This window comes from Anderseniella sp. Alg231-50, from assembly GCF_900149695.1.
In the GTDB taxonomy this organism is placed as follows: domain Bacteria; phylum Pseudomonadota; class Alphaproteobacteria; order Rhizobiales; family Aestuariivirgaceae; genus Anderseniella.
Window position 1 is genome coordinate 211339 of the sequence record NZ_LT703003.1, and the last position, 22228, is coordinate 233566.

General features: G+C 59.1%; 20 protein-coding genes and 1 riboswitch. Of the genes, 6 read left to right on the plus strand and 14 right to left on the minus strand.

The window, feature by feature from the left end; genetic code table 11:
* Positions 1 to 52: 52 nt before the first annotated feature.
* From DHN55_RS01050 to DHN55_RS01060, 3 genes are read right to left on the minus strand one after another with little or no spacing between them, the layout of a single operon-like run.
* Entirely contained in the window at positions 53 to 1375 is a 1323-nt protein-coding gene (locus DHN55_RS01050; protein WP_108879568.1) for a TRAP transporter large permease subunit, read from the minus strand.
* Position 1376: 1 nt separating this feature from the next.
* Positions 1377 to 1883 carry a TRAP transporter small permease subunit gene (locus DHN55_RS01055; protein ID WP_108879569.1) on the minus strand — a complete coding sequence of 169 codons (507 nt, stop codon included), beginning with the start codon at positions 1881 to 1883 and terminating at the stop codon, positions 1377 to 1379.
* Positions 1883 to 2662, minus strand: coding sequence for an N-formylglutamate amidohydrolase (locus DHN55_RS01060; protein WP_108879570.1), 780 nt, complete (start codon positions 2660 to 2662; stop codon positions 1883 to 1885). Before DHN55_RS01060 ends, DHN55_RS01055 begins: the two co-directional genes overlap by 1 nt.
* Positions 2663 to 2801: 139 nt before the next feature.
* On the opposite strand from DHN55_RS01060, the gene DHN55_RS01065 reads away from it, so the two are divergent.
* The 4 genes from DHN55_RS01065 (at position 2802) to gcvP (ending at position 8532) form a co-directional block, all read left to right on the plus strand.
* Positions 2802 to 3674 (plus strand): SIS domain-containing protein, encoded by an 873-nt coding sequence (locus tag DHN55_RS01065; protein ID WP_108879571.1) that lies wholly within the window; start codon positions 2802 to 2804, stop codon positions 3672 to 3674.
* A 96-nt stretch (positions 3675 to 3770) separates the two neighbouring features.
* A riboswitch (glycine riboswitch) is annotated at positions 3771 to 3862 on the plus strand.
* A 165-nt stretch (positions 3863 to 4027) separates the two neighbouring features.
* On the plus strand, positions 4028 to 5164 hold the full coding sequence (gcvT, locus tag DHN55_RS01070; protein WP_108879572.1) for a glycine cleavage system aminomethyltransferase GcvT: 1137 nt from the start codon (positions 4028 to 4030) through the stop codon (positions 5162 to 5164).
* 28 nt (positions 5165 to 5192) lie between these two features.
* Entirely contained in the window at positions 5193 to 5570 is a 378-nt protein-coding gene (gene gcvH, locus DHN55_RS01075; protein ID WP_108879573.1) for a glycine cleavage system protein GcvH, read from the plus strand.
* Positions 5571 to 5625: 55 nt separating this feature from the next.
* Entirely contained in the window at positions 5626 to 8532 is a 2907-nt protein-coding gene (gcvP, locus tag DHN55_RS01080) for an aminomethyl-transferring glycine dehydrogenase (protein WP_108879574.1), read from the plus strand.
* Between the two features lie 148 nt (positions 8533 to 8680).
* On the opposite strand, the gene DHN55_RS01085 is transcribed toward gcvP, so the two are convergent.
* The 5 genes from DHN55_RS01085 to DHN55_RS01105 all read right to left on the minus strand — a co-directional run bounded on the left by DHN55_RS01085 (position 8681) and on the right by DHN55_RS01105 (position 12512).
* Positions 8681 to 9304: a hypothetical protein gene (locus DHN55_RS01085; protein ID WP_108879575.1), complete on the minus strand. Its 624-nt coding sequence runs from the start codon at positions 9302 to 9304 to the stop codon at positions 8681 to 8683.
* A gap of 103 nt (positions 9305 to 9407) precedes the next feature.
* Positions 9408 to 9956, minus strand: coding sequence for a hypothetical protein (locus DHN55_RS01090; RefSeq protein ID WP_337659771.1), 549 nt, complete (start codon positions 9954 to 9956; stop codon positions 9408 to 9410).
* Positions 9957 to 10233: 277 nt separating this feature from the next.
* A complete protein-coding gene (locus DHN55_RS01095) occupies positions 10234 to 10554 on the minus strand; it encodes a DUF1294 domain-containing protein (protein WP_108879577.1) in 321 nt (106 codons plus the stop codon).
* A gap of 148 nt (positions 10555 to 10702) precedes the next feature.
* Positions 10703 to 11908, minus strand: coding sequence for a 3-oxoadipyl-CoA thiolase (gene pcaF / locus DHN55_RS01100; RefSeq protein WP_108879578.1), 1206 nt, complete (start codon positions 11906 to 11908; stop codon positions 10703 to 10705).
* Between the two features lie 7 nt (positions 11909 to 11915).
* A complete protein-coding gene (locus DHN55_RS01105) occupies positions 11916 to 12512 on the minus strand; it encodes a biotin transporter BioY (protein ID WP_108879579.1) in 597 nt (198 codons plus the stop codon).
* A gap of 102 nt (positions 12513 to 12614) precedes the next feature.
* Between DHN55_RS01105 and DHN55_RS01110 the strand changes: the two genes are divergently transcribed.
* On the plus strand, positions 12615 to 13535 hold the full coding sequence (locus DHN55_RS01110; RefSeq protein ID WP_443111120.1) for an MBL fold metallo-hydrolase: 921 nt from the start codon (positions 12615 to 12617) through the stop codon (positions 13533 to 13535).
* Positions 13536 to 13568: 33 nt separating this feature from the next.
* On the opposite strand, the gene DHN55_RS01115 is transcribed toward DHN55_RS01110, so the two are convergent.
* From DHN55_RS01115 to DHN55_RS01125, 3 genes are all read right to left on the minus strand, one after another.
* The gene (locus DHN55_RS01115; RefSeq protein WP_108879580.1) at positions 13569 to 14777 is read right to left on the minus strand and encodes an oxidoreductase; all 1209 of its coding nucleotides are present in this window, start codon (positions 14775 to 14777) and stop codon (positions 13569 to 13571) included.
* Positions 14778 to 14853: 76 nt separating this feature from the next.
* The gene (locus tag DHN55_RS01120) at positions 14854 to 16491 is read right to left on the minus strand and encodes a long-chain-fatty-acid--CoA ligase (protein ID WP_108881629.1); all 1638 of its coding nucleotides are present in this window, start codon (positions 16489 to 16491) and stop codon (positions 14854 to 14856) included.
* 52 nt (positions 16492 to 16543) lie between these two features.
* Positions 16544 to 17959 carry an amidase family protein gene (locus tag DHN55_RS01125; RefSeq protein WP_108881630.1) on the minus strand — a complete coding sequence of 472 codons (1416 nt, stop codon included), beginning with the start codon at positions 17957 to 17959 and terminating at the stop codon, positions 16544 to 16546.
* A 110-nt stretch (positions 17960 to 18069) separates the two neighbouring features.
* On the opposite strand from DHN55_RS01125, the gene DHN55_RS01130 reads away from it, so the two are divergent.
* On the plus strand, positions 18070 to 19458 hold the full coding sequence (locus DHN55_RS01130; RefSeq protein WP_108879581.1) for an aminotransferase: 1389 nt from the start codon (positions 18070 to 18072) through the stop codon (positions 19456 to 19458).
* On the opposite strand, the gene DHN55_RS01135 is transcribed toward DHN55_RS01130, so the two are convergent.
* The 3 genes from DHN55_RS01135 to DHN55_RS01145 are packed head-to-tail and all read right to left on the minus strand — an operon-like array spanning position 19459 to position 22170.
* On the minus strand, positions 19459 to 20277 hold the full coding sequence (locus tag DHN55_RS01135) for an FG-GAP-like repeat-containing protein (RefSeq protein WP_108879582.1): 819 nt from the start codon (positions 20275 to 20277) through the stop codon (positions 19459 to 19461).
* A complete protein-coding gene (locus DHN55_RS01140; protein ID WP_108879583.1) occupies positions 20274 to 21416 on the minus strand; it encodes a PLP-dependent transferase in 1143 nt (380 codons plus the stop codon). Before DHN55_RS01140 ends, DHN55_RS01135 begins: the two co-directional genes overlap by 4 nt.
* Positions 21409 to 22170: an SDR family oxidoreductase gene (locus tag DHN55_RS01145; protein ID WP_108881631.1), complete on the minus strand. Its 762-nt coding sequence runs from the start codon at positions 22168 to 22170 to the stop codon at positions 21409 to 21411. The genes DHN55_RS01140 and DHN55_RS01145 overlap by 8 nt, the downstream gene beginning before the upstream one ends.
* Positions 22171 to 22228: the final 58 nt, after the last annotated feature.

Consider the following 22228-nt stretch of genomic DNA (forward strand, 5'->3'; position numbering starts at 1 on the left):
CGCTGGCCTGTCGGCCTCACGAACACTCCCCCAATCCTGCTCAATCCTGTCATCACTTCCCATACACATAATTCGGCAGCCATAATGCGATTTCCGGAAACACCATGACCAGTATCAGCGCCAGGATCATCACGCCGACAAACGGTATTATGGACCTGTAGATGTCGGTCAGCCCGATTTCCGGCGGCGCCATGGCACGCATCAAAAACAGGTTGTAGCCAAACGGCGGTGTCATGTAGGCGATCTGGGTGGTGATGGTATAGAGCACGCCATACCAGACCAGATCGAAACCGAGCGCACCGACCAGCGGCACATACAGCGGCGCGACAATCACCAGCATGGCCGTATCGTCCAGGAACGTTCCCATCAGGATGAACGACAACTGCATCAGGATCAGGATCATCCATGGTTCCAGGCCAAGCTGCTCGGTGAACAGGCTGTCGATGGCCTTGACCGCGCCGAGCCCGTCGAACACCGCGCCAAAGCCCAGCGCCGCCAGGATGATCCACATGAACATGCACGAGATACCCAGCGTCTGGCGCACAGACACCTCAAACACCTCGCGGGTCATGCGGCGCTTCAGGACAGCGGCCACAAACGCCGTCATGGCGCCAATGGCGGAGCTTTCAACCAGGCTGGTCCAGCCATTGACGAACGGCACCATCATGGCGGCGAAAATGCCCAGCGGCAGCAGGCCGGCGCGCAGCAGCTTCAGCTTCTCGTTCATCGGCATGTTGCGTTCTTCGGGTGGAAGCGCGGGTCCCAGTTCCGGCTGCAGGCGGCAACGGACAACGATATAGATGATAAACAGCGCAGCCATCATCAGACCGGGAATGACGCCTGCCAGCCACAACTGGCCAACCGGCTGACGCGCAATCATGGCATACAGCACCAGCACCACGGACGGCGGCACCAGAATGCCGAGTGAGGAGCCTGCCTGAACCACGCCGGTCACCATGCGCTTGTCATAGCCGCGGCGTAAAAGCTCGGGCAGCGCAATGGTGGCACCGATCGCCATGCCGGCAACCGAGAGACCGTTCATGGCGGAAATCAGCACCATCAACCCGATGGTGCCGATGGCAAGCCCGCCTCGAAGTCCGCCCATCCAGACATGGAACATGCGGTACAGATCGTCTGCGATCTTGGATTCCGACAGCACATAGCCCATGAAGATGAACATCGGCAGGGTGAGCAGCGGATACCATTTCATCAGCTTCATGGCGGCGGAAAAGCCGATGTCGGAGCCGCCGGTGCCCCACAGGAACAGGGCCGCCATGACGGCGACGAAACCGATGGCGCCGAACACGCGCTGCCCGGTCATGAGCATCAGCATCATGGTGGAGAACATCAGAATTGCGATCAGGTCCTGGTCCATTCTAAAGTTCCACCTCGCGAATACGCGCAATGTCCTTGAAGAATTCCGAAATCGCCTGCAGCAGCATCAACAATATGCCGATACACATCACCGACTTGATCGGCCACATATAGGGTCGCCAGATGGTCCGGCTGCGTTCCCAGTATTCGATGGAGTAAGCCGTGCTTTCAATCGCACCGTAGAGCAGGACGCCGAGATAGGTCATCAGGCACAAAACGGTTATGGCGTCGAACCACGCTTTCTTCTTTACCGACCATTCGCCGTAAAACAGGTCCATGCGGACATTGGAGCCGAGCTGGATCGAATACGGGCCGCCCAGGATATAGTAGGTGACCATGGCAAACTGGGCCATCTCAAGCGTCCACAGCGATGGCCAGCCTGTGGCTTTCGAGACAGACGACCACAACAGGATGGAGATCATCACGAAGATGAAATACATGATGATCCGTCCCAGGCGCCGGTTCACTTCGTCGACAATGCGGACATATGACCTGACGAAATCCGGCATCAGGCCTCCTCGCCGGGTATGGCTACACCCAGTTCTCTTAAACCGGAGATGATCCAACCGGACAATGTGGCTGCCATGGCGTCCTGCTCACGGGGCGTGGTTATCAGGTCATTCCTGATCTCGATCATGACATTGTGCAACCCGGCGCGGACAGCATTTTCCCGCAATGTATGGGTCACACCGTCTTCGGGACCATAAGGTTCGTTGCGGCGCACATCCAGAGACGTGTGCCAATGGGTATTCATCAGCATGGCATCTGCCAGGCGGGTATCGGTATCATGCAGGATACCCAGCTGGACGTCACGGGCCTTGCCATTGTAGGTGGGCGTGAAGCTGTGAATGGTTACGATAATGCAAGGGTCGTTTGCTGCCGCGATGACGCTCGCCAGGCTTGCCCGGAACGGCTCGTACACCAGCGCTATCCGTGTATCACGCTCCGCCTGGCCCAGGTTCCGGTTGCCGGGAACATCAAAAATCTCGCTTCTTGAAGGGACTGCGCCTTCGGCGTCCGGCGGGCGATTGCAGTCATAAACCAGCCGGGAGACCTGGCTTGCGACCAGAACCGCATCAAGCTTGTTGCTGATGCCTTCGGCGACCACCATTGCACCGGGGTCCCAGGCGATATGGCTCTTTGCGCCTTCCGCATCCAGGCCCAGAGCGTTCAGTTCAGGCGGAATGAAGCAAGAGGCGTGCTCGCACACGACGATGACCGGAGAGACGCCGTCGCGATTGACCACAAGCGGAGCAGGCGCCGTAAATGCGCCTTCAAAAGCCTGCATTGCCGCGTGTGTCAAATCACACCCCTCCCAAACTGAAAAAATTTTTACATACCTGACAGCTTTGTCAACAGAATTTCTGAAAATATTTCTTCTAAAGAGGATTGCTTGTGTTTAGGTTTTCAAAACCGGAGGTCGGGATTTGGTCCAAAAATCGGTAAGCGTTACAGATCTGCTGACAGAAAAGTTTGACAGCCTTACCCGTGCAGAACGGCAACTGGCCAGTTCACTGCAGGAAAACTATCCGGTTTCGGGGCTTGGCAGCATCACCAATGTGGCCAGCAAGGCCGGCGTTTCAGCCCCGACGGTTGCCCGGCTGGTACAGAAGCTGGGCTTTGCCGGATTCGCAGAGTTCCAGGCCAGCCTGCGCGACGAGCTGGAAGCGCGCATTTCCAACCCGATTGCCAAGCACGACAGCTGGGCCGGCAAGGCACCGACCGAACACATTCTCAACCGGTTTACAGATGCCGTGCTGGACAATATCCGCCAGTCACTGGCCCAGATCGATCATCAGGCCTTTGACCGGACCTGCGACCTGCTCGCCGACACTGACCGGCATCTGTTCATCGCCGGTGGCCGCATTACCCGGATGATGGCCGACTACTTTTTCCTGCACATGCAGGTCATTCGCCCGGATGTCACAAACATACAGTCGATCTCAAACGCCTGGCCGCACTATCTGCTCGACATGAAACAGGGCGATGTGCTGGCGCTGTTTGACATTCGCCGCTATGAAAATTCAACCCTGCGCCTTGCCGAGATGGCGAAGGAACGCGGCGCGCACATCATCCTGTTCACCGATCAGTGGCGCTCGCCGGTCGACAAGATCGCCGACCACAGCTTTGGCGTGCATGTCGAGGTGCCGTCGGCGTGGGATTCATCCGCCGCAACCCTGCTGCTGATCGAGACCATGATCGCGTCCATTGAAACCCGCACCTGGAGTGACACGAAGCAACGCATGCAGACGCTGGAGGAGATGTTTGACCGCACCCGCTTTTTCCGGAAGTTCAAATAACCACTTCCTTTGGTATAACTCACGCAAAGGTTATCCCACTATGCGGAAGCGATTTGACTTTTGCCGAGGAAGCGGGCACATGTTGTCGCACTTTCGTACCACCCTGCGGGAGAGACCGGACTGAAAAGCCCGGCGCCGAAGGAGCAACCGCCCCGGAAACTCTCAGGCAAAAGGACCGCAGGGACGGCACATCTCTGGAGAGCAGTGGCGCAAATGCCACTCACCGAAGGGCGTAAGCTGGCCACCACAAAGCCAGTGAAATCTCTCAGGTCACGGACAGAGGGGGCATATGTGAGCGACAATGGATGTCGTTACGCATATGCAACCTTTAAGAGCGAGCCGGGAGATGGAAATTGTCTGAAAACAACACACCACAAGACCTGAAAACCACACCGCTGACACCGGAGCATGAAGCTTTAGGTGCGCGCATGGTGCCGTTTGCAGGCTACCTGATGCCGGTCCAATATCCGTCAGGCATCCTCACCGAACACACTCACACCCGCGACAAGGCCGGCCTGTTTGATGTCTCGCACATGGGACAGGCGTGGCTCAAAGGCCCCGACCACGAAACCACGGCTGCGGCACTCGAAACACTGGTGCCTGCCGATATCGTGTCACTTGAGCCAGGCCAGCAGCGCTACACGCAACTGCTGAATGACGACGGCGGCATCATCGATGATTTGATGGTGGCTCGCTCTGCCCTGCCCGACACCGAAGGCCGCCTGTACCTGGTGGTCAACGCATCGCGCAAGGCAATCGACTTTGCCCACCTCAAATCCCGCCTGCCAGACAGCGTGACAGTTGAAGAACTGCCGCAATGGGCGCTGCTGGCATTGCAGGGGCCCAGAGCCGAAGCAGCCCTTGAAACAATTGTGCCGGGCGTGGCCGCACTTCAGTTCATGCAGGGCGCACCGTTCGAGTTTGGCGGGTCGGCCATTTATGTCACCCGGTCAGGCTACACCGGCGAAGACGGCTATGAGATCACCGTGCGCAACGAAACAGTACAAGGTCTGTGGCGTGCCCTGCTGGCACACCCGGATGTGCTGCCGATCGGCCTTGGTGCGCGCGATTCGCTGCGCCTGGAAGCCGGGCTGTCGCTGTATGGCCACGAGCTTGACGACACCGTTTCACCGGTTGAGGCGGGCCTTTTGTGGTCTATCCAGAAACATCGCCGCACTGAAGGCGGGTTTCCCGGCGCTGCCCGCATCCAGCGCGAAATCGCCGACGGCGCGTCGCGACGGATCGCCGGCATCAAGCCGGAAGGCCGTGCACCGGCGCGTGAAGGCACCGTTATCATGTCGGACGGCAAGGAAGTCGGCGTGATCACATCAGGCGGCTTCGGCCCCTCGGCCGGCGGGCCTGTCGCGCTGGGGTTCGTCCCGCCCGCACTCGCCAAGGCCGGTCAATCCCTTGAACTCATGGTGCGTGGCAAGGCGTTGCCGGCACAGGTCATCAAACTGCCCTTCGTGGCCAAATCATTCAAACGATAAACAAACTGCAATCTGGAGGAATACGAAAATGAGCGACGTAAAATATTCAAAAGAGCATGAGTGGATCAGCGTTGACGGCGACGTTGCAACCATCGGCATCACCCAGCACGCCGCAGAACAGCTCGGTGACCTGGTGTTTGTCGAACTGCCCGCCATCGGCAAGACGGTTGCACCCGGTGACGAGGCTGCTGTCGTGGAAAGCGTCAAGGCCGCCAGCGAGGTCTATGCACCCCTGTCCGGCGAAGTCGTCGAAGTGAACTCAATGCTTGAAGGCGAGCCGGGCAAGGTCAATGAGGCGCCTGAAGGCGAAGGCTGGTTTCTCAAGCTCAAGCTGTCGTCACCGTCGGAACTGGACGGCCTGATGGATGAAGCCGGCTACAAGGCGTTCGTCGAAGAACAGGGCTGATATCCCGGATCGAGCCTCTACCAACCCACCATCGAAAATATGGAATGTCCTGAAAATGGCTGATAAACGCACTCTCCTTACCGACCTGCAGGCTGGCGCAAATTTCATTCCCCGCCACATCGGTCCGCAAGACGATGAAATGACCGATATGCTGAAGGCTGTTGGCGCGACCACGCTGCAGGACCTTACCGAGAAGGTGGTGCCGAAAAACATCCGTGCCGAAAAACCTCTGGACCTTCCTGTGCCACTGTCTGAGCGCAATGCACTGTCGGACCTGCGCAAGGTGGCCGGGCGCAACCAGATTTTCACGTCGATGATCGGCATGGGATACTATGGCTGCGTTACGCCGAAGGTCATCCTGCGCAACATCCTGGAAAACCCCGGCTGGTACACCGCCTACACGCCGTACCAGGCCGAGGTCAGCCAGGGCAGGCTTGAGGCACTCTTAAACTTCCAGCAGATGGTGTGCGACTTTACCGGTCTGGAACTGGCCAGTGCATCGCTGCTCGATGAGGGCACAGCAGCAGCAGAAGCCATGGCCATGGCGCACCGGGTATCAAAGACCGGGCGCGATGTGTTCTTCGTTGACCAGGACACCCATCCGCAAACCGTCGCCGTGCTGGAAACCCGCGCCCGCGGCTTCGGCTTCGAACTGGTGCTGGGTGATCCGGCAACCGACCTCGATGCCAGCAAGGTGTTCGCCGCGCTATTGTCGTATCCCGGCTCCAGCGGCCAGGCGCGTGACTACCGCAAGGAAATCGCCAGCCTGAAGGCGGAAGGCGCCCTGTCGATCATGGCGACAGACCTCCTGGCGCTGGCCATGCTGACGTCACCCGGCGAACTGGGGGCAGATGTTGCACTGGGCTCGGCCCAGCGCTTTGGCGTGCCGATGGGATATGGCGGCCCGCATGCCGCATTCTTCGCCACCCGTGACGAGTTCAAGCGCGCCATCCCGGGCCGGGTCATTGGTGTGTCCGTCGATGCCGAAGGACGCCCGGCGCTGCGCATGGCCCTGCAGACCCGCGAACAACACATCCGCCGTGAAAAGGCCAACTCCAACATCTGCACCGCGCAGGTTCTGCTGGCTGTGATTGCCGGCATGTTCGCCGTCTATCAGGGCCCGACCGGCATTGCGAAAATGGCGGCACGGGCGCACCGGTTTGCCGAGATCACTGCCCATGCGCTGAAGAAATGGGGCTATGAGGTCACCACGGATGCATTCTTTGACACCATCACCGTGCGGGCACCGGCGCGGGCCTATGCACTGGTTGCCAAGGCGCGTGAACAACGCATCAACCTGCGTCATGTGGATGCCGATCACATCGGCATCTCGTTTGATGAAACGACACGCCGGTCAGAAGTAGAACGGCTGCTTGGCTGTTTCAAGACCAAAGGGCTGGCCGACTGGCCGATGAACACCATCGATGAAGAGCTGACAGAGTGTATCCCGGCGGAACTGGCCCGGCAGTCGGATTACCTCACTCACCCGGTGTTCTCCATGCACCGGTCGGAAACCAAAATGCTGCGCTACCTGCGGCAGTTGCAGGCCAAGGACATCGCGCTTGACCGGTCGATGATCCCGCTCGGGTCGTGCACCATGAAACTCAACGCAACCACTGAAATGATCCCGGTGACATGGCCGACGTTTTCCAACATGCACCCGTTTGTGCCGCTGGAGCAGGCGCAAGGATACCAGCAACTGTTTGAAGAGCTTGAAAGCTGGCTGTGCGAAATCACCGGTTTTGATGCGGTTTCGCTGCAGCCCAATGCCGGCAGCCAGGGCGAGTATGCCGGCCTGATGACCATCCGCGCCTACCACGCATCGAACGACCAGAGCCAGCGCGATATCTGCCTGATCCCGTCATCGGCGCACGGCACCAACCCGGCGTCCGCCGTCATGGCGGGCCTGAAGGTCGTGGTGGTGAAGTGTGATGACGAGGGCAATGTCGACGTTGACGACCTGAAAGCCAAGGCGGACGCCCACAAGGAAAACCTGGCGGCGCTGATGATCACCTACCCGTCCACGCACGGGGTGTTTGAAGAAGCCATCAAGGACATCTGCGCCACTATCCATGACCATGGCGGACAGGTTTATCTCGACGGGGCAAACCTCAACGCGCTTGTCGGGGTGGTGCGTCCGGCCGAGGTTGGCGCCGATGTCTGCCACATGAACCTGCACAAGACGTTCTGCATTCCCCATGGTGGTGGCGGTCCCGGCGTCGGGCCCATTGGTGTGCGTTCACACCTGGCCCGGTTCCTGCCCGGCCATGACGTGGTCTCCGGTGTCAATCCGGCCAGCCACGGCAGGCCGACCATCGGCCAGATTTCAGCTGCACCGTGGGGCTCGGCTTCCATCCTGCCGATCTCATGGGCCTATATCGCCATGATGGGCACGGAAGGCCTGACCCGTGCGACACAGGTCGCCATCCTCAACGCCAACTACATGGCCAATCGCCTGAAAGATCACTATCCGATCGTCTATACGGGACCGGGTGGCTATGTGGCGCATGAGTGCATTATCGATATGCGCGATGTGAAGGACGAGACCGGCATCGGCGTGGAAGACGTCGCCAAGCGGCTGGCCGACTATGGCTTCCATGCACCTACAATGAGCTGGCCGGTGCCGGAAACCCTGATGATCGAACCGACCGAGTCCGAAGGCAAGGCGGAGCTCGACCGGTTTTGTGACGCGATGATTTCCATCCGGGCCGAGATTGCCGAAGTCGAGACGGGCAAGGCGGACAAGACCAACAATATCCTGCGCAATGCGCCGCACACCCATCATGCCCTGTTGCAGGACTGGGACCGGCCCTATTCACGCGAGCAGGCCTACTTCCCGCTGCCGTCGCAGCGCGACGACAAGTTCTGGCCGCCGGTGGCGCGCGTCGACAATGTCTATGGCGACCGCAACCTGGTCTGCGCCTGCCCGCCGCTGGAGGATTATATGGAGGCGGCCGAGTAGCGGAGGGAACCGTTCTCTGTCCGCAAAACGGGAACTGAAAATCAAAGATGACAGCGTCTAATTGGTGCATTGAGTAAACAGTCACCGTAATTCTTGCAAGAGATGCGCCGCGCCTATTTCACTCCGGTGAAAAGGGCGCGGTGTCAGATTAAGCCGAGTCTTCTGCAGGTTGTTGCAGCAGATTGTTTATTGAAGGGTCTGACAGACTGGCCTGGCGGGCATCATCACGAATTTTGCTGAGCACAAAACCGGTCAAGGAACGGAATTCCGCCTCGTTGGCCAGTGTAGTGCGGGGCACATAGGTGACCGATCCGGAATAGATAATGCCCAGATTTTCCGGTGTTACAAAAAGCCGGTCAATCGCGCGGTAATCGATCCATGATCCGGACCTTTCACTGGTCCACCGCAGCTTGTCATCATCTGCCACGAACACAAAACTGGGATGTGGCGCATGCTGCTCGAGCCAGTCAGTGCAGCGCTTTCGCGACCATTTCGACCAACGCAACAATATCAAGAACGAGACAGCTATGACCGGGCCCACCGAAAGCCAGGGAGCAGCAGCATAGCCAACATAGCGGGATACGAAGTTTTGGAACGCGGCACTGAATATCAGGTCGCACACAACAACATATCCGAGAATCAAAACCATCAGGAACAGCCAGCGCCTGGGTTGGCTACGCCGTGGCAGGAGATATTTTGCCGCGTCGCGAGCCACCTGCAGCACCTCGCTGTGTTGCGGCGTGTACTCGGCACGAAAAGTTTCATTGTTCATTTTTCTGTTTCCCTTTCGCCGGTCCTTTGGCTGCTCAATCGGATACGCCAAAATGGAAGGACTGCCGGACCTTGGGCCCGGCAATCCATTCAATCGTGGTCGGCTAATGGCAAGGCGTTGCCTTGTAGGTGCAAAGGGTCATCGTGCCATTGGAAACCAGCTTGCAGCTCTTGGACTTGCCTTTGGCATTTTTGTAGAAGCTGTACTTGATGCCATAGTGCTTGGCAGTCAGCTTTTCCCAGGTATTGCGTGCTGTTGCTTTTGCTTTTGCCGGGTTGGGATGTTTCCACTTTGCAACAATGCGGCCAGATACGCATGACTTGATATTGGCAAACGGTTTGGCAGAAGCCGTGCAGGTCCACAGTTTCTTGCCATTGCCCTGATGGAACTTGCTTTTACAGCTGGTGCCCTTTGCCTTGGCCCTGGACCAGTGGCTGAACTTCAGGCCATGCTTGATGGCAACCCGCTTTTCCCAGCGGCCAACAGCCGATGACTTGGCCTTTGCCTTCTTGTAGTAGCTCATGCCGTAAGCACCGATCATTGGCTTGAGCTTCTTTGCAGCAAAGGCATCACTGGAATCGGCAGTCATCATGAAGCCGCCAAAAGCTGCAGCAATCGAGAATGCGATAATTGTGTTGGTCAATTTTTTCATCGTTCGGGTCCCATCGATTTCAATCGGTTTCAGTTGTTGCCCGGCAACCTGGCAAAGCCGGGCTGAAGGTCTCCTGAAGATGATATTCATCTTGGGTTCACCCACCATCCAGGGCAGATGGCATGTAGACAGGCCCTGGGACCGCCACAGCGGCCCACTGACGGGCGTTCTGGCATTACTGGCTACGGTGACAGTTTACCAAATGCACTAACTAGGTGATGATATCTTTAGGCTTAGGTCCGCGTTTTTCGAGGAGGGACGCTTTTGACCCAGCTGCCTATTGCGCCAATAGTAGACGCAATTGCTCAAGCATGAAGTGACGCGTAAGCGGTACTGCCAGCGCTACGAGCAGCACGGCGTGCAACACCGCAATCATTATCAGGTACGACCGGAACGGCTGTTTGCGGGTTTTGTGACGCAACCGCTGCTGGGCGATGAACGCGCCGGGTGTGCCGCCGACAAGCGCCAGCGTCAGCAGCGTGCCTTCGGAAATACGCCGACTTCCCTTGATCGCGCTGACCTTGTCCCACGCGAACAGGGCGAAGGTGACAAGATTGATGCCGGCGAGACACAGAATCAGCAAAGCCAGTTGGTCCATGGGACGATCATGCAGCAGTTACGGTGACAATCTACTAAATGCACGGGTTAACGTGCTTTCCCCCGCATAATCCGCTTCCGGGTGTGCGGGATGTTGCGCGGACAACACGGTTTACACCGCGCGACTCAAGTATAACGATACATCACACCTAAACCCGTTCAACCGCACAAGCTATGCCCTGGCCGACGCCGATGCACATGGTGGCGAGTGCGAGCTTGCCGCCATTTTCTACCAGCTCCATTGCGGCGCTGCCGGCTATGCGGGTGCCGGACATGCCGAGCGGATGGCCGATGGCGATGGCGCCGCCATTGGGGTTTATGTGTTCGCCGTCGTCTGGCAGGCCCAGTTGGCGCAACACCGCCAGGCCTTGTGCGGCAAATGCCTCGTTCAGTTCGACAACGTCAAAGTCGGCCGGTCTCACGCCGAGGCGCTCACACAGTTTCTGCGTGGCCGGCACCGGGCCGATGCCCATGATGCGCGGGGCAACACCTGCGGTGGCACCGCCAAGAATGCGCGCGACGGGCGTCAGGCCATGGCGCTTTGCTGCCGCCTCGGACGCGATGATCATGGCGGCAGAGCCGTCATTGACGCCGGACGCATTGCCCGCCGTCACGCAGCCGCCCTCGCGAAACGGTGCTTTCAGCTTGGCAAGTTGCTCACTTGTTGTTTCCGGGCGCGGGTGTTCGTCCGTATCTACAACAATCGCATCACCGCGACGCTGTGGGATTGTCACCGGGGTGATTTCCTTTGCCAGGCGTCCTGAGGCCAGCGCCTTGCCGGCCTTGCCTTGCGAGCGCAGCGCAAACGCGTCCTGGTCTTCGCGCGATATCTGGTAGTCCTCGGCCACGTTTTCCGCCGTCTCCGGCATGGAATCGACGCCGTACTGCTGCTTCATCAGCTTGTTGACGAAGCGCCAGCCGATTGTGGTGTCGTACATTTCCGCCCGGCGCGAAAACGCGGTGTCGGCTTTCGGCATCACGAACGGCGCCCGGCTCATGGATTCAACACCGCCGGCGATTCCGATTTCGGCTTCGCCCGCCTTGATGGCGCGGGCGACGGTCAGCATGGCGTCCATGCCCGAGCCGCACAGGCGGTTGATGGTGGCACCCGGCACCGTGTCCGGCAGGCCGGCCAGCAGCAACGACATGCGCGCCACATTGCGATTGTCTTCGCCTGCCTGATTGGCGCAGCCATAAATCACGTCATCGATCTGAGCCCAGTCAACGGAACTATTGCGCTGCATCAGGGCGTTGAGCGGTACTGCGCCCAGATCATCGGTGCGCACACCGGACAGGGCACCGCCGAAGCGGCCGATGGGTGTGCGCACGTAATCGCAAATGAAGGCTTCAGGCATTGTCGGTTCAGCCCTTGCTCGACAACCGCTTCCAGGCGGCCGGGAAGATCAGGGCAGCCAGAACGATCTTGACGGCATCACCGAGCACAAACGGATACAGGCCGAACACAAGGGCCTTTTCAACGCCGATCAGGTTGCTCAGCCAGGCAAGCCCGAATGCATAGAGCACGATAGTGCCCGCCGTCATGGCCGCTATCATGGTCAACACATTGCGGTCAAAGCCGCGTTCCGCGAGCCAGCCTGTTACGCCTGCCGCAAATACGAAACCAACAAGGTAACCGCCGGTCGGGCCTGCCATGTAAGCCAAGCCGATGCCCTTTTCAGGCGTGCCGGAAAATACCGGCATGCCAAGCGCACCTTCGACCAGATAGAGCGCAACGGTTGCCATGCCGAGGCGCCAGCCGAAGGCAGCGCCAATGCCCATCACCGCAAACGGCTGCATGGTCATCGGCACCGGCCAGAACGGCACGGCGATCTTGGCGGACACCCACAAAAGCAGCGAACCTGCAATTGCCAGCATCACCATACGAACGGCGGAAAGACGGCCATTGTCGCCGAGCAACGTGCCGGCAAGTGTCGGAGAGGTGGCGGAAAGTGCGGTCATTTTGGGGGAACCCTTCTGGCAAGTTTGACGGATGTTAATTGCTGGTCCATGGGTATATTTGCGTTTTGGCTCTGCCGCAATACAACAATGAGTATACCTGACATGAGTGAGTTGTCGTTCGATCATGATTTTGACGTGAAAGCAGGTGACTGCGTCCGGCTGAGTGACCAGGTGCGCCGCGTTACCTGCAACAACCCCGGCCCGTTCACCTTCAAGGGCACCAATTCCTATATCGTAGGCACGGGAAAGGTTGCCATCATCGACCCCGGCCCGGAGGACGAAGACCAGCTTGCAGCCCTGCTGGACGCGGTCCGCGGCGAAACCGTCACCCATGTCATCATTACCCATACCCACCGCGATCACTCGCCACTGAGCCGCCGACTGCAGCAGGCAACCGGAGCGAAGACCTATGCATATGGTCCGCACGGGTCGGGCCGTGCCGCCAAGGCGATAACCTCGGGCGACGTGACGCTGGATGCCGCCGGCGATCATGAATTCAACCCCGATGTCACCGTCGAACACGGCGACATTGTCGAAGGCGACGGCTGGGCGCTGGAAAGCGTGTTCACGCCGGGCCATTGCTCCAACCATATGGCGTTTGCCCTGAACGACGAGCAGACGCTGTTTTGCGGCGATCACGTCATGGCCTGGTCAACCTCGGTAATCGCCCCGCCCGACGGGCACATGGCTGATTATTTTTCCTCCCTGCGCACCCTGATGGCACGCGACCAGGACCGGCTTTACCTGCCGGGGCATGGTCCGGCCAAACAGAACCCGCAGCGGTTTGCCCGGGCGTTCCTGGCCCACAGGCAAATGCGCGAAAAGGCGGTGCTGCAACACATTGTATCCGGCGAACGGACCATCATGGGCGTGGTGAAAAAGGTTTATGCCGGCATCGATGCAAAGCTTCACGCAGCAGCGGCGCTGTCAACACTTGCGCATGTGGAACACCTGATCGAGCAGAACCTGGTCAGGGCCCATGGTGACCTGTCACTGGACACGGATTATGAGGCGGTCGGTTAAGATCAGGTCGCATTGACGAATGCGGATCACCAGCTAGGTTCGCCCGGCGTCATCACTGGAAAAGTAACGCAACCAGATTTCCGTTCGCGTCTTGTCGCGTGCTTCATAGTCCCGAACAGCCTGCTCAAGATCGCTGACATCAGGCGTTTCTTTATCAGCGCCGATCTCGGTCAACCGCATTGTATACCAGGCCGTTATGCCGCCCTCGGGGGCGGATGAAAACCTGGGAAACACCGGCTCAGGCATTTGATCCGCTTTCCACAAGCTCGGAAGTGAAGGCTCAAGGACGAGTGCGCGTGCGAGCCCGACGATATCGACCACGCCGCCGGCCACAGCTTCCTCGGCCTGCTCACGGGTCTTGAACCCCCCCGTCAGCATAAGGGGCCTGGTTGTCAAGGCGCGGGCGCGCCTGGCGAATTCGATGAAATAGGGCCCACGTCCGGCCCCGTCGGAAGCAGACTTTGCTCCGGGGAAGTAGGTGCCACCGCTAATGTCGAGCAGGTCGACCGAAGACCGGTCCAGCGCTGCCACAACCGCAAGCGCGTCGTCTTCGTCGAAGCCACCCTCGAGCTTGTCTGAGGAATTGAGCTTCACGGCGATTGGGAAATTCTCTCCGACGGCGGCGCGGATTGCCTCGATGGTCTCCAGCAGGAGCCGCATGCGATTGGAGATGGCTCCTCCGTATTCGTCACTGCGCCTGTTGAACAACGGCGACAGGAACTGACTGAGCAGAAATCCGTGCGCCGCGTGCACCTGCACACCACCGAAACCGGCCTGCTTCGCCAGGCGGGCCGTTCGCGCAAACTCCGAGGGTAATCCAAGAATCTCGTTTCTCGTCAATTCCGCACAGCACAGACCCGGCAGGTCGAGAGCGCTCGGGCCTTTGGGATTACTGGTCGGCGAATAAGCAAGCGCTCCTGCGTGGCCGAGTTGCAGCCAGAGCTGAGTGCCGTTTTCACCGCCCTGCTGGGCAAGTAACCGGAAACGATCAAGCTCGGAAGCCTCGTTGAGTACAAGGTTTCCAGGCTTCTCAGCGTAGCCGGCAGTTCCCTGCACTTCACCGATTATGGAAATGGCCATACCGCCATTGGCCCACCGCTGGTAAAGCCTGACCTGCTCGGATGTCGGATGACCGGTACCGTCTCCCAGCGAGTCCGACATGGCCGATTTCGCAATCCGGTTTTTCAAAGTGACACCGCAGGGCAGATCCAACGGCTCAAACAGGTTACCTCGTTTTCGCATGCACTACTCCGCCGCTACGTTGTCAAACTTTGCACTGGACCGGCAAATCAACCTGACAGGTTGCCTGATTGACCGGCTAGGCGGTTGGCAGGACGTAATCCTTGAGCTGCTCCCTGAGGGTCAGCTTGGAGATCTTGCCGGTAGCCGTGTGCGGGATTTCTGCAACGAAAATCACGTCGTCCGGCAGCGACCATTTTGCCGTCTTGTCCTTCATGTAATCCAGCACCTGCTCGCGGGTCACGTCGGCATCGTCCTTCTTCACGATCACCAGGATCGGGCGTTCGTCCCATTTCGGATGCGGCATGCCGATGGCGGCAGCTTCCGCGACACCGGGACATCCGACAGCGGCGTTTTCAAGATCGATGGACGAGATCCACTCGCCGCCGGACTTGATCACATCCTTGGACCTGTCGGTGATCTGCATGTAGCCGTACTCATCCAGTGTCGACACGTCGCCGGTGTCAAACCAGCCGTCATCATCGAACACTTCGGCACCGTCGCCCTTGGCATAGCTTTTCGCAATACAGGGCCCGCGCACTTTAAGACGGCCGAATGTGGTGCCGTCATGGGGCAGTTCCTTGCCTTCATCATCGGTAATCTTCATTTCGATCGAATAGGCCGGCCTGCCCTGTTTCAGCTTGATCTGCCACCATTCATCATCACTGAGATGCTCCATTCCGGCCTTGCGGGTGCCAAGCGATCCCAGCGGGCTCATCTCGGTCATGCCCCAGGCGTGGATCACCTGGGTGTCGTACTTGTCTTCAAATGCCTTCATCATGGACTCAGGACAGGCCGCACCGCCGATCACCACGCGCTGCAGGTGCGGCAGCTTCAGGTGCGGGTTCTGTTCCAGGTACTGCAGCAGCATCAGCCATACCGTCGGCACGGCGGCCGTTGCGGTAACCGCCTCGGTATCCAGCAGTTCATAGATCGCCTCACCATCCATGCGCGGGCCCGGCATCACCATCTTGGCCCCCGCCATCGGCACGGAAAACGCCAGCGACCAGGCATTGGCGTGGAACATCGGCACCACCGGCATCCACACGTCCTTGCTTGCCATGCACAGCGCATCGCCCCCGCCGCTGACCATGGCGTGAAGAACGTTGGAGCGGTGCGAATACATCACACCCTTGGGGTTGCCGGTCGTGCCGGAGGTATAGCACATGCCGCATGCGGTGTTTTCGTCAAACGACGGCCAGGCCATCGCACGGTCGCCTTCGCCGATAAGTTCTTCGTAGCAGATGGCGTTTTTCAGCGCGGTGCTTTCAGGCATGTTCGCGCCATCGGTCATGACGACAAAGCCTTTCACATTCGACAGCCTGTCCTGCACACCTTCAAGGATCGGCACGAAACTCAGGTCGATGAAAATCCACTTGCCTTCCCCGTGATTGATGACATAGGCCAACTGGTCGGCGAACAGGCGCGGGTTCAGGGTGTGAACAACGCAACCCAGGCCCATCAGGCCGTACCATGTTTCCACGTGGCGGTAGCCGTTCCACGACATTGTGCACACGACATCGCCCAGTTTCAGGCCCAGCCTGCCCTGGGCAGCCGACGCCAGTGCACGGGCGCGATGATCCAGCTCCCTGTACGTCGTCCTGGATATATCACCTTCGACACGACGCGAGACGATTTCGCGGTCCCCGTGCCATTTCGAAGCATGATCGAGAACAGTGTGCACCAGCAACGGCCAGTCCTGCATCAAACCCTGCATGGGCATCCCTCACTTATGGTCAAGTTTTCTTGTTTGTATGAATACTACTGTTTTAGCCCCGTGGATCAATCGGCAGCCGATTATGGTGGCCCAGAATGTCCTGCAGCAGCTTGCCGCCGGCCAGCACCTGGCCGTCGCAATTGGGCCGGCCGACAATCTGGATACCGACGGGAAGGTCTTCGGCCGTAAATCCGGCCGGTATGCTCAAGGCGGGCGCGCAGATATTGGTGATCGCATAGACGATACCGAGCCACTCAACGTAATTGTCGAATTTCACGCCGTTGCATTCCTCGACATAGCGGTTTTCCACCGGATATGGCGACACGATAGTCGCCGGAGACAACAACAGATCATAGGTATTGAAGAATTCGAGCCCGCGCTGGAACATGGCGGCGCGCTGGTGTTCGGCCCTGGCGATGTCATCGGCGCTCAGTGCCAGTCCCTGTTCTATGTTCCAGATGACTTCAGGCTTCAGCTTGTCACGATGGGCGTCCAGCAATGGTTTCATGCCGGTGGCAAACGCCATGGCGCGCAGGACATGAAAACACTCATGGGCCTCCGACAGGTTCGGCTGGGCGTCTTCGACGACCACGCCGGCCTCTTCAAAGCGGCGGGCGGCAGCCTCGACGATTTCCGCCACTTCGGGATCAACCGGTGTAATGCCAAGATCGCGCGAGAACGCCACCCGTTTCGGTTTCCAACCCGACCGGGCCTGGTCCAGAAAACTCGTTTGCGGTCGCGGTTTGGATACAGGATCTCCCGGTTCCTCGCCGCACATGGCGTCAAACAGCAATGCAAGGTCCTCGACATTGCGTGCCATCGGCCCTTCAAGCCCGAGGTTGCCGTCTACCTGGCTTGCCCGGCTGACTGCAACCCGGCCCGGCGACGGTCGCATACCGCAGATGTTGTTGAACGAGGCGGGATTGCGCAATGAGCCGCCCATGTCAGACCCATGCGCGAGCCATGCCATGCCGGTTGCAAGCGACACTGCGGCACCGCCGGACGAACCGGCTGCCGAGCGTGCCGTGTTCCACGGATTTAGTGTCCGGCCGAACACTTCATTGAACGTATTGGCGCCGGCGCCAAATTCGGGCGTGTTGGACTTGGCGTAGACAATACCGCCTTCGGCCTCCAGATGGCTGACCAGCAGGTCCGACACTTCCGGCACCGTATCCGCAAAAATCAGTGACCCTTGTGTTGAACGCACGCCTTCAACATCTGCAAGGTCCTTGATCGGAACCGGCATGCCGGCCAGCAGACCACGCTCGCCAACCGGCTTGTTCAACACCTCATCGGCATGGGCACGGGCGCGCTCGAAACACAGTGTGGGAAGCGCGTTCACCTTGCCGTCCACTTCACCAATACGTGCTTCCAGCGCGTCGAGAAGGTCATGCGGGCTGATTTCGCCGCTTTTGAGCCTTGCAACCAGCGCAGTTGCGCTCTGCTTGATCAGTGACATTTCAGCCATTGTGTGCCCCTCATGATTTCTGACATATTCAACCCCAAGCAGATCGAGCGCATTCAATCCCAAACAGATCGTGCGCACCAGCGTGCGCTTGTCAAAAGGTAAATTTCAAGATGAACAAACAGCTGTCGAATATTGCCGTACGGGATATCGAAACCCTGATCCACCCTTACACCAATCTCTCGGCGTTCCGTGAGACGGGACCTACCATCATCGAGGAAGGCAAGGGCATCTACGTTTATGACAGTGACGGCAAGCAATACATCGAGGGCCTGGCCGGTTTGTGGTGCACATCACTGGGCTATGGCAACCAGGAAATCGTCGACGTTGCCGCGCAGCAAATGAGCCGCCTGCCGTACACGCATATCTTTGCCGGCAAGTCCAACGACCTGGCCATCGAGCTTGCCGAAACCCTCAAAGAGCTGGTGCCGTGCGAGGCATCGAAGATGCTGTTCTGCTCGTCGGGCTCGGAAGCCAACGACATGCAGGTCAAGCTGACCTGGTACTACAACAATGCGCGCGGCAAGCCTGAAAAGAAGAAACTGATTTCGCGCATCAAGGGCTATCACGGCGTCACGGTTGCGTCCGGCTCACTCACCGGCCTGCCGCCGGTGCATGCCGACTTCGATCTGCCGATCGAAAACATCATGCACACCTCGTGTCCGCATCATTACCGGTTTGCCGAGGACGGCGAGACGGAAGACGAATTCACCACCCGCATGGCAACCGAACTGGAAGACCTGATCATCCGGGAAGGCCCTGAAACCGTTGCCGGTTTCTTCGCCGAACCGATCATGGGTGCCGGTGGTGTCATCATTCCGCCGGATGGCTACTATGCGAAAATCCAGACAATCCTGGAAAAGTACGATGTCCGCTACATCGCCGATGAAGTGATCTGCGGCTTTGGCCGGACCGGCAAGTGGTTCGGATCGGAGACCATGGGCATGCAGCCAAGCTCGGTATCAATGGCCAAGGCGATCACCTCCGCCTATATGCCGCTGGGCGGCATTTCCATCGAGGAAGACCTGTACCAGGCCATGCTCGACCAGTCGAAGAAGATCGGCGTGTTTGGCCACGGCTACACCTATACAGCGCACCCGGTCGCGTCAGCGGTCGCGCTGAAGACAATCGAGATCTACAAGCGCGACGGCATTGTCGACCATGTAGCCAAGCTGGGGCCGTTGTTTGAAGGCCGGTTCAACAAGCTGAAGGACCACGAACTGATCGGCGATGTACGGGCCAAGGGCTTCATCGGCGCGGCTGAAATCGTTGAGAACAAAGCCACCAGAGCCTCATTCGATCCGAAAAAGATGGTTGGCCCGACGATGATGAAGTTTGCCCAGGAACGCGGCCTCATGGTCCGTGCCATGGTGGACTCGATCGCGCTGTGCCCGCCCCTGATCATCACTGAAAGCGAAGTCAACGAGATGTTCGACCGCTATGAAGCGGCGCTGGACGACACCGCACAGTGGATCAAAAAGGAAGGCCTTCGCGCCGCCTGATCAGGGCACATCTATTGTTACAAGCGATGCCCGGCCGGTAGCGAATTCAAGCTGCCGGCCGTTTTTGTGACGCCGGACAGGAGAGGTGATGCGGCTTCCTGCCGGTTTTCGGGCCACCTCGGCAAACCTGCCGTCCTGCAGGGTCAGGAAAGCAACCTCATCATAAGCGGGGGTCGGAATGGCAAGCGCCTTACGCCCGTCAGACAGCGTTACAGCCTCCGTCAGGTCCTGTACCGGCGATCCGATGGCATGATTTGAATAGCCCTTGATACTGGCGACCCGGCGCAGTTTCCCATCGGTGAATGTCCAGGCCTGCAGGACCCTCCCCAGATGCGGAGTCCACACGGCGGTAATTTCCAGCGTGCCGTCGCCATCAAGATCGGCGAACTCCGCCGGGTTGAGCCAGCGGTTCGACCTGCCGATATGCGGGGTTTTCGCCTTGAGCCGGAGCTTGCCGTCAGCAACACCGTACACCGCCAGGGCCGCGCCCTCGCTCAGGCTGCTGAGCACCACGACGATCTCATCTCGGCCGTCTCCGTCCAGGTCTACCGGGCGAGCCCGGCGATCCTCGAACACGAACCCGTCAGGCAGTACATGTTCATAATGTTGGCCGTCGGCCGTCTGGACCATCAGGCCGCCTGCCTCGATGGCATCACCCAGGATGCCATGGGCATATCGTGTCGTGGGACGTGTCAGCCACGCTTCGGCGACGTCATTCGAACCGGTTGAGATCACACCGTCCGGCAACCCCTCAGCCTCCAGGGCATGAACCTGGCCGCAAACCAGCAGCGCAGACAATGCGAGTACGAGCCGCTTCATGCCTTGGCGAGTGCCTGTTCGAGATCGGCAATCAGGTCCTCGGTGTTCTCGATGCCAACCGACAGCCGGATCAGGTTGTCGGGGATCGGACTGTCCTCACCCTCGATCACCTTGCGATGTTCCGCCAGGCTCTCCACACCGCCAAGCGAAGTTGCCGGCAGGAAAATCTTGAGCGCGCGGATCACCCGGCCGGTTTCCGCCATGCCGCCCTTCACGCATATGGACATCATGGCCCCGAAGCCGTCCATCTGGCGGCGCGCAATTTCATGGCCGGGATGAGACTGCAGGCCGGGATACAATACCTTCTCCACCCCGGGATGGTGCTCCAGGTGACGCGCAATCGCCAGTGAACTTTCGGCTGCCTTGTTGACCCGCACAAACAGCGTGCGCATGCCGCGGATCAGCAGCCAGGACTCAAATGGTGCCAGAACGCCACCGGTCACATTGCGGACGGTGCGGGCCTCCGCCCAGCGTGCATTGTCCTCCCGTGTCACCAGGGCTCCACCGAGCACATCGGAATGGCCATTGAGATATTTGGTGATGGAATGGAAGACAATGTCTGCGCCATGATCCAGCGGGCGGGTGACAACCGGGCTGGCAGACGTTGAATCAACGGCCAGGTCAGCGCCTGCGGCATGAGCAACCTCAGCCACCGCGCGGATGTCAATTACGTCCCAGACCGGGTTGACCGGCGTCTCCATCCACACCAGTTCGGTTTTGCCCGGCACAATTGCCGTCTTCAGTGCATCCAGGTCAGACGGGTCGACGTAGGTTACCGTGATGCGCTGTTTTTCAAGCATGCGGGTCATCAGGTCCCGCGTACCCCAGTACATGATTTCAGGCGCCACCACATGAGCACCGGGCTTGAGTGTCTCAAACAGTGCGGCGATGCCGGCCAGTCCGGAGGCAAACACCAGTGCATCATGGCCGTTTTCCAGCCGGGCAATAATCTCTTCGGCCTGATCAATGGTCGGATTGCCGTAGCGCGAATAAAGATGCCTGTCGCGAAGCTGGTAATCGTTGTCGCGGGCAAAGGTGGTCGCCGTGTGCAGCGGCGGCACTACGGAGCCGGTCGCCTCTTCAACCGAGTGCAGAGCATGGGCCACAAATGTCTCCGGTGACCTTGAATCTTCAGACATGCTGACCGCCGTTCACATGGATTTCCGCCCCGGTGACATAAGACGACGCCTCGGTGCACAGGAAGTAAATCGCCTTGGCGACTTCTTCCGGCTGGCCGAGACGGCGTAGCGGAATACTCGGGATGATTTTTTCCGTGCCCGGCGACAGGATGGAGGTTTCGATTTCTCCCGGTGAAATGGAGTTCACCCGCACGCCAAGCGGGCCGAAGTCGTTGGCCATTTCCCGGGTCAGCGAAGCCAGCGCGGCTTTTGACGTCGAATAAGCGGCGCCGGCAAACGGATGCACTGCAGTGCCGGCAATGGAGGTGACGTTGACGACCGACCCCTGCCCGGCCCTGAGTTCATCGACCAGACCGCGCGCCAGCATCACGGGTGAAAAGAAATTGACATTGAATACATGGTTCCAGTCGGCGGCACTGGTATCGAAGGTATTCATGCGCCCGCCGCCTTCAAGCTTGGGCGATATGGCCGCATTGTTTACCAGTGCATTCAGCCGGCTGCCCTGATCGGTAAGGCGTTCCTTCATTTCATCGACACCACGGCGCACGTCGTCGACATCGGCCAGGTCGATCTGGATATGATCCTCCGGTCCCATTTCCCAGGGACAGTTTTCCGGGAACGGCTGGCGTGAACAGGTGATGACCCGCCATCCGGCTGAGGAAAACCGCTTAACCGTCGCATGGCCAATGCCACGCGAGGCGCCGGTCAGGATCAGAGTCTTGCGATCGGCATTGTCAGTCTGCGTTGCGGACATGAAAGTCTCCATTGGGGAAGATCAACGATCTGGCAGGTCAGCGATCTATACGGCAATC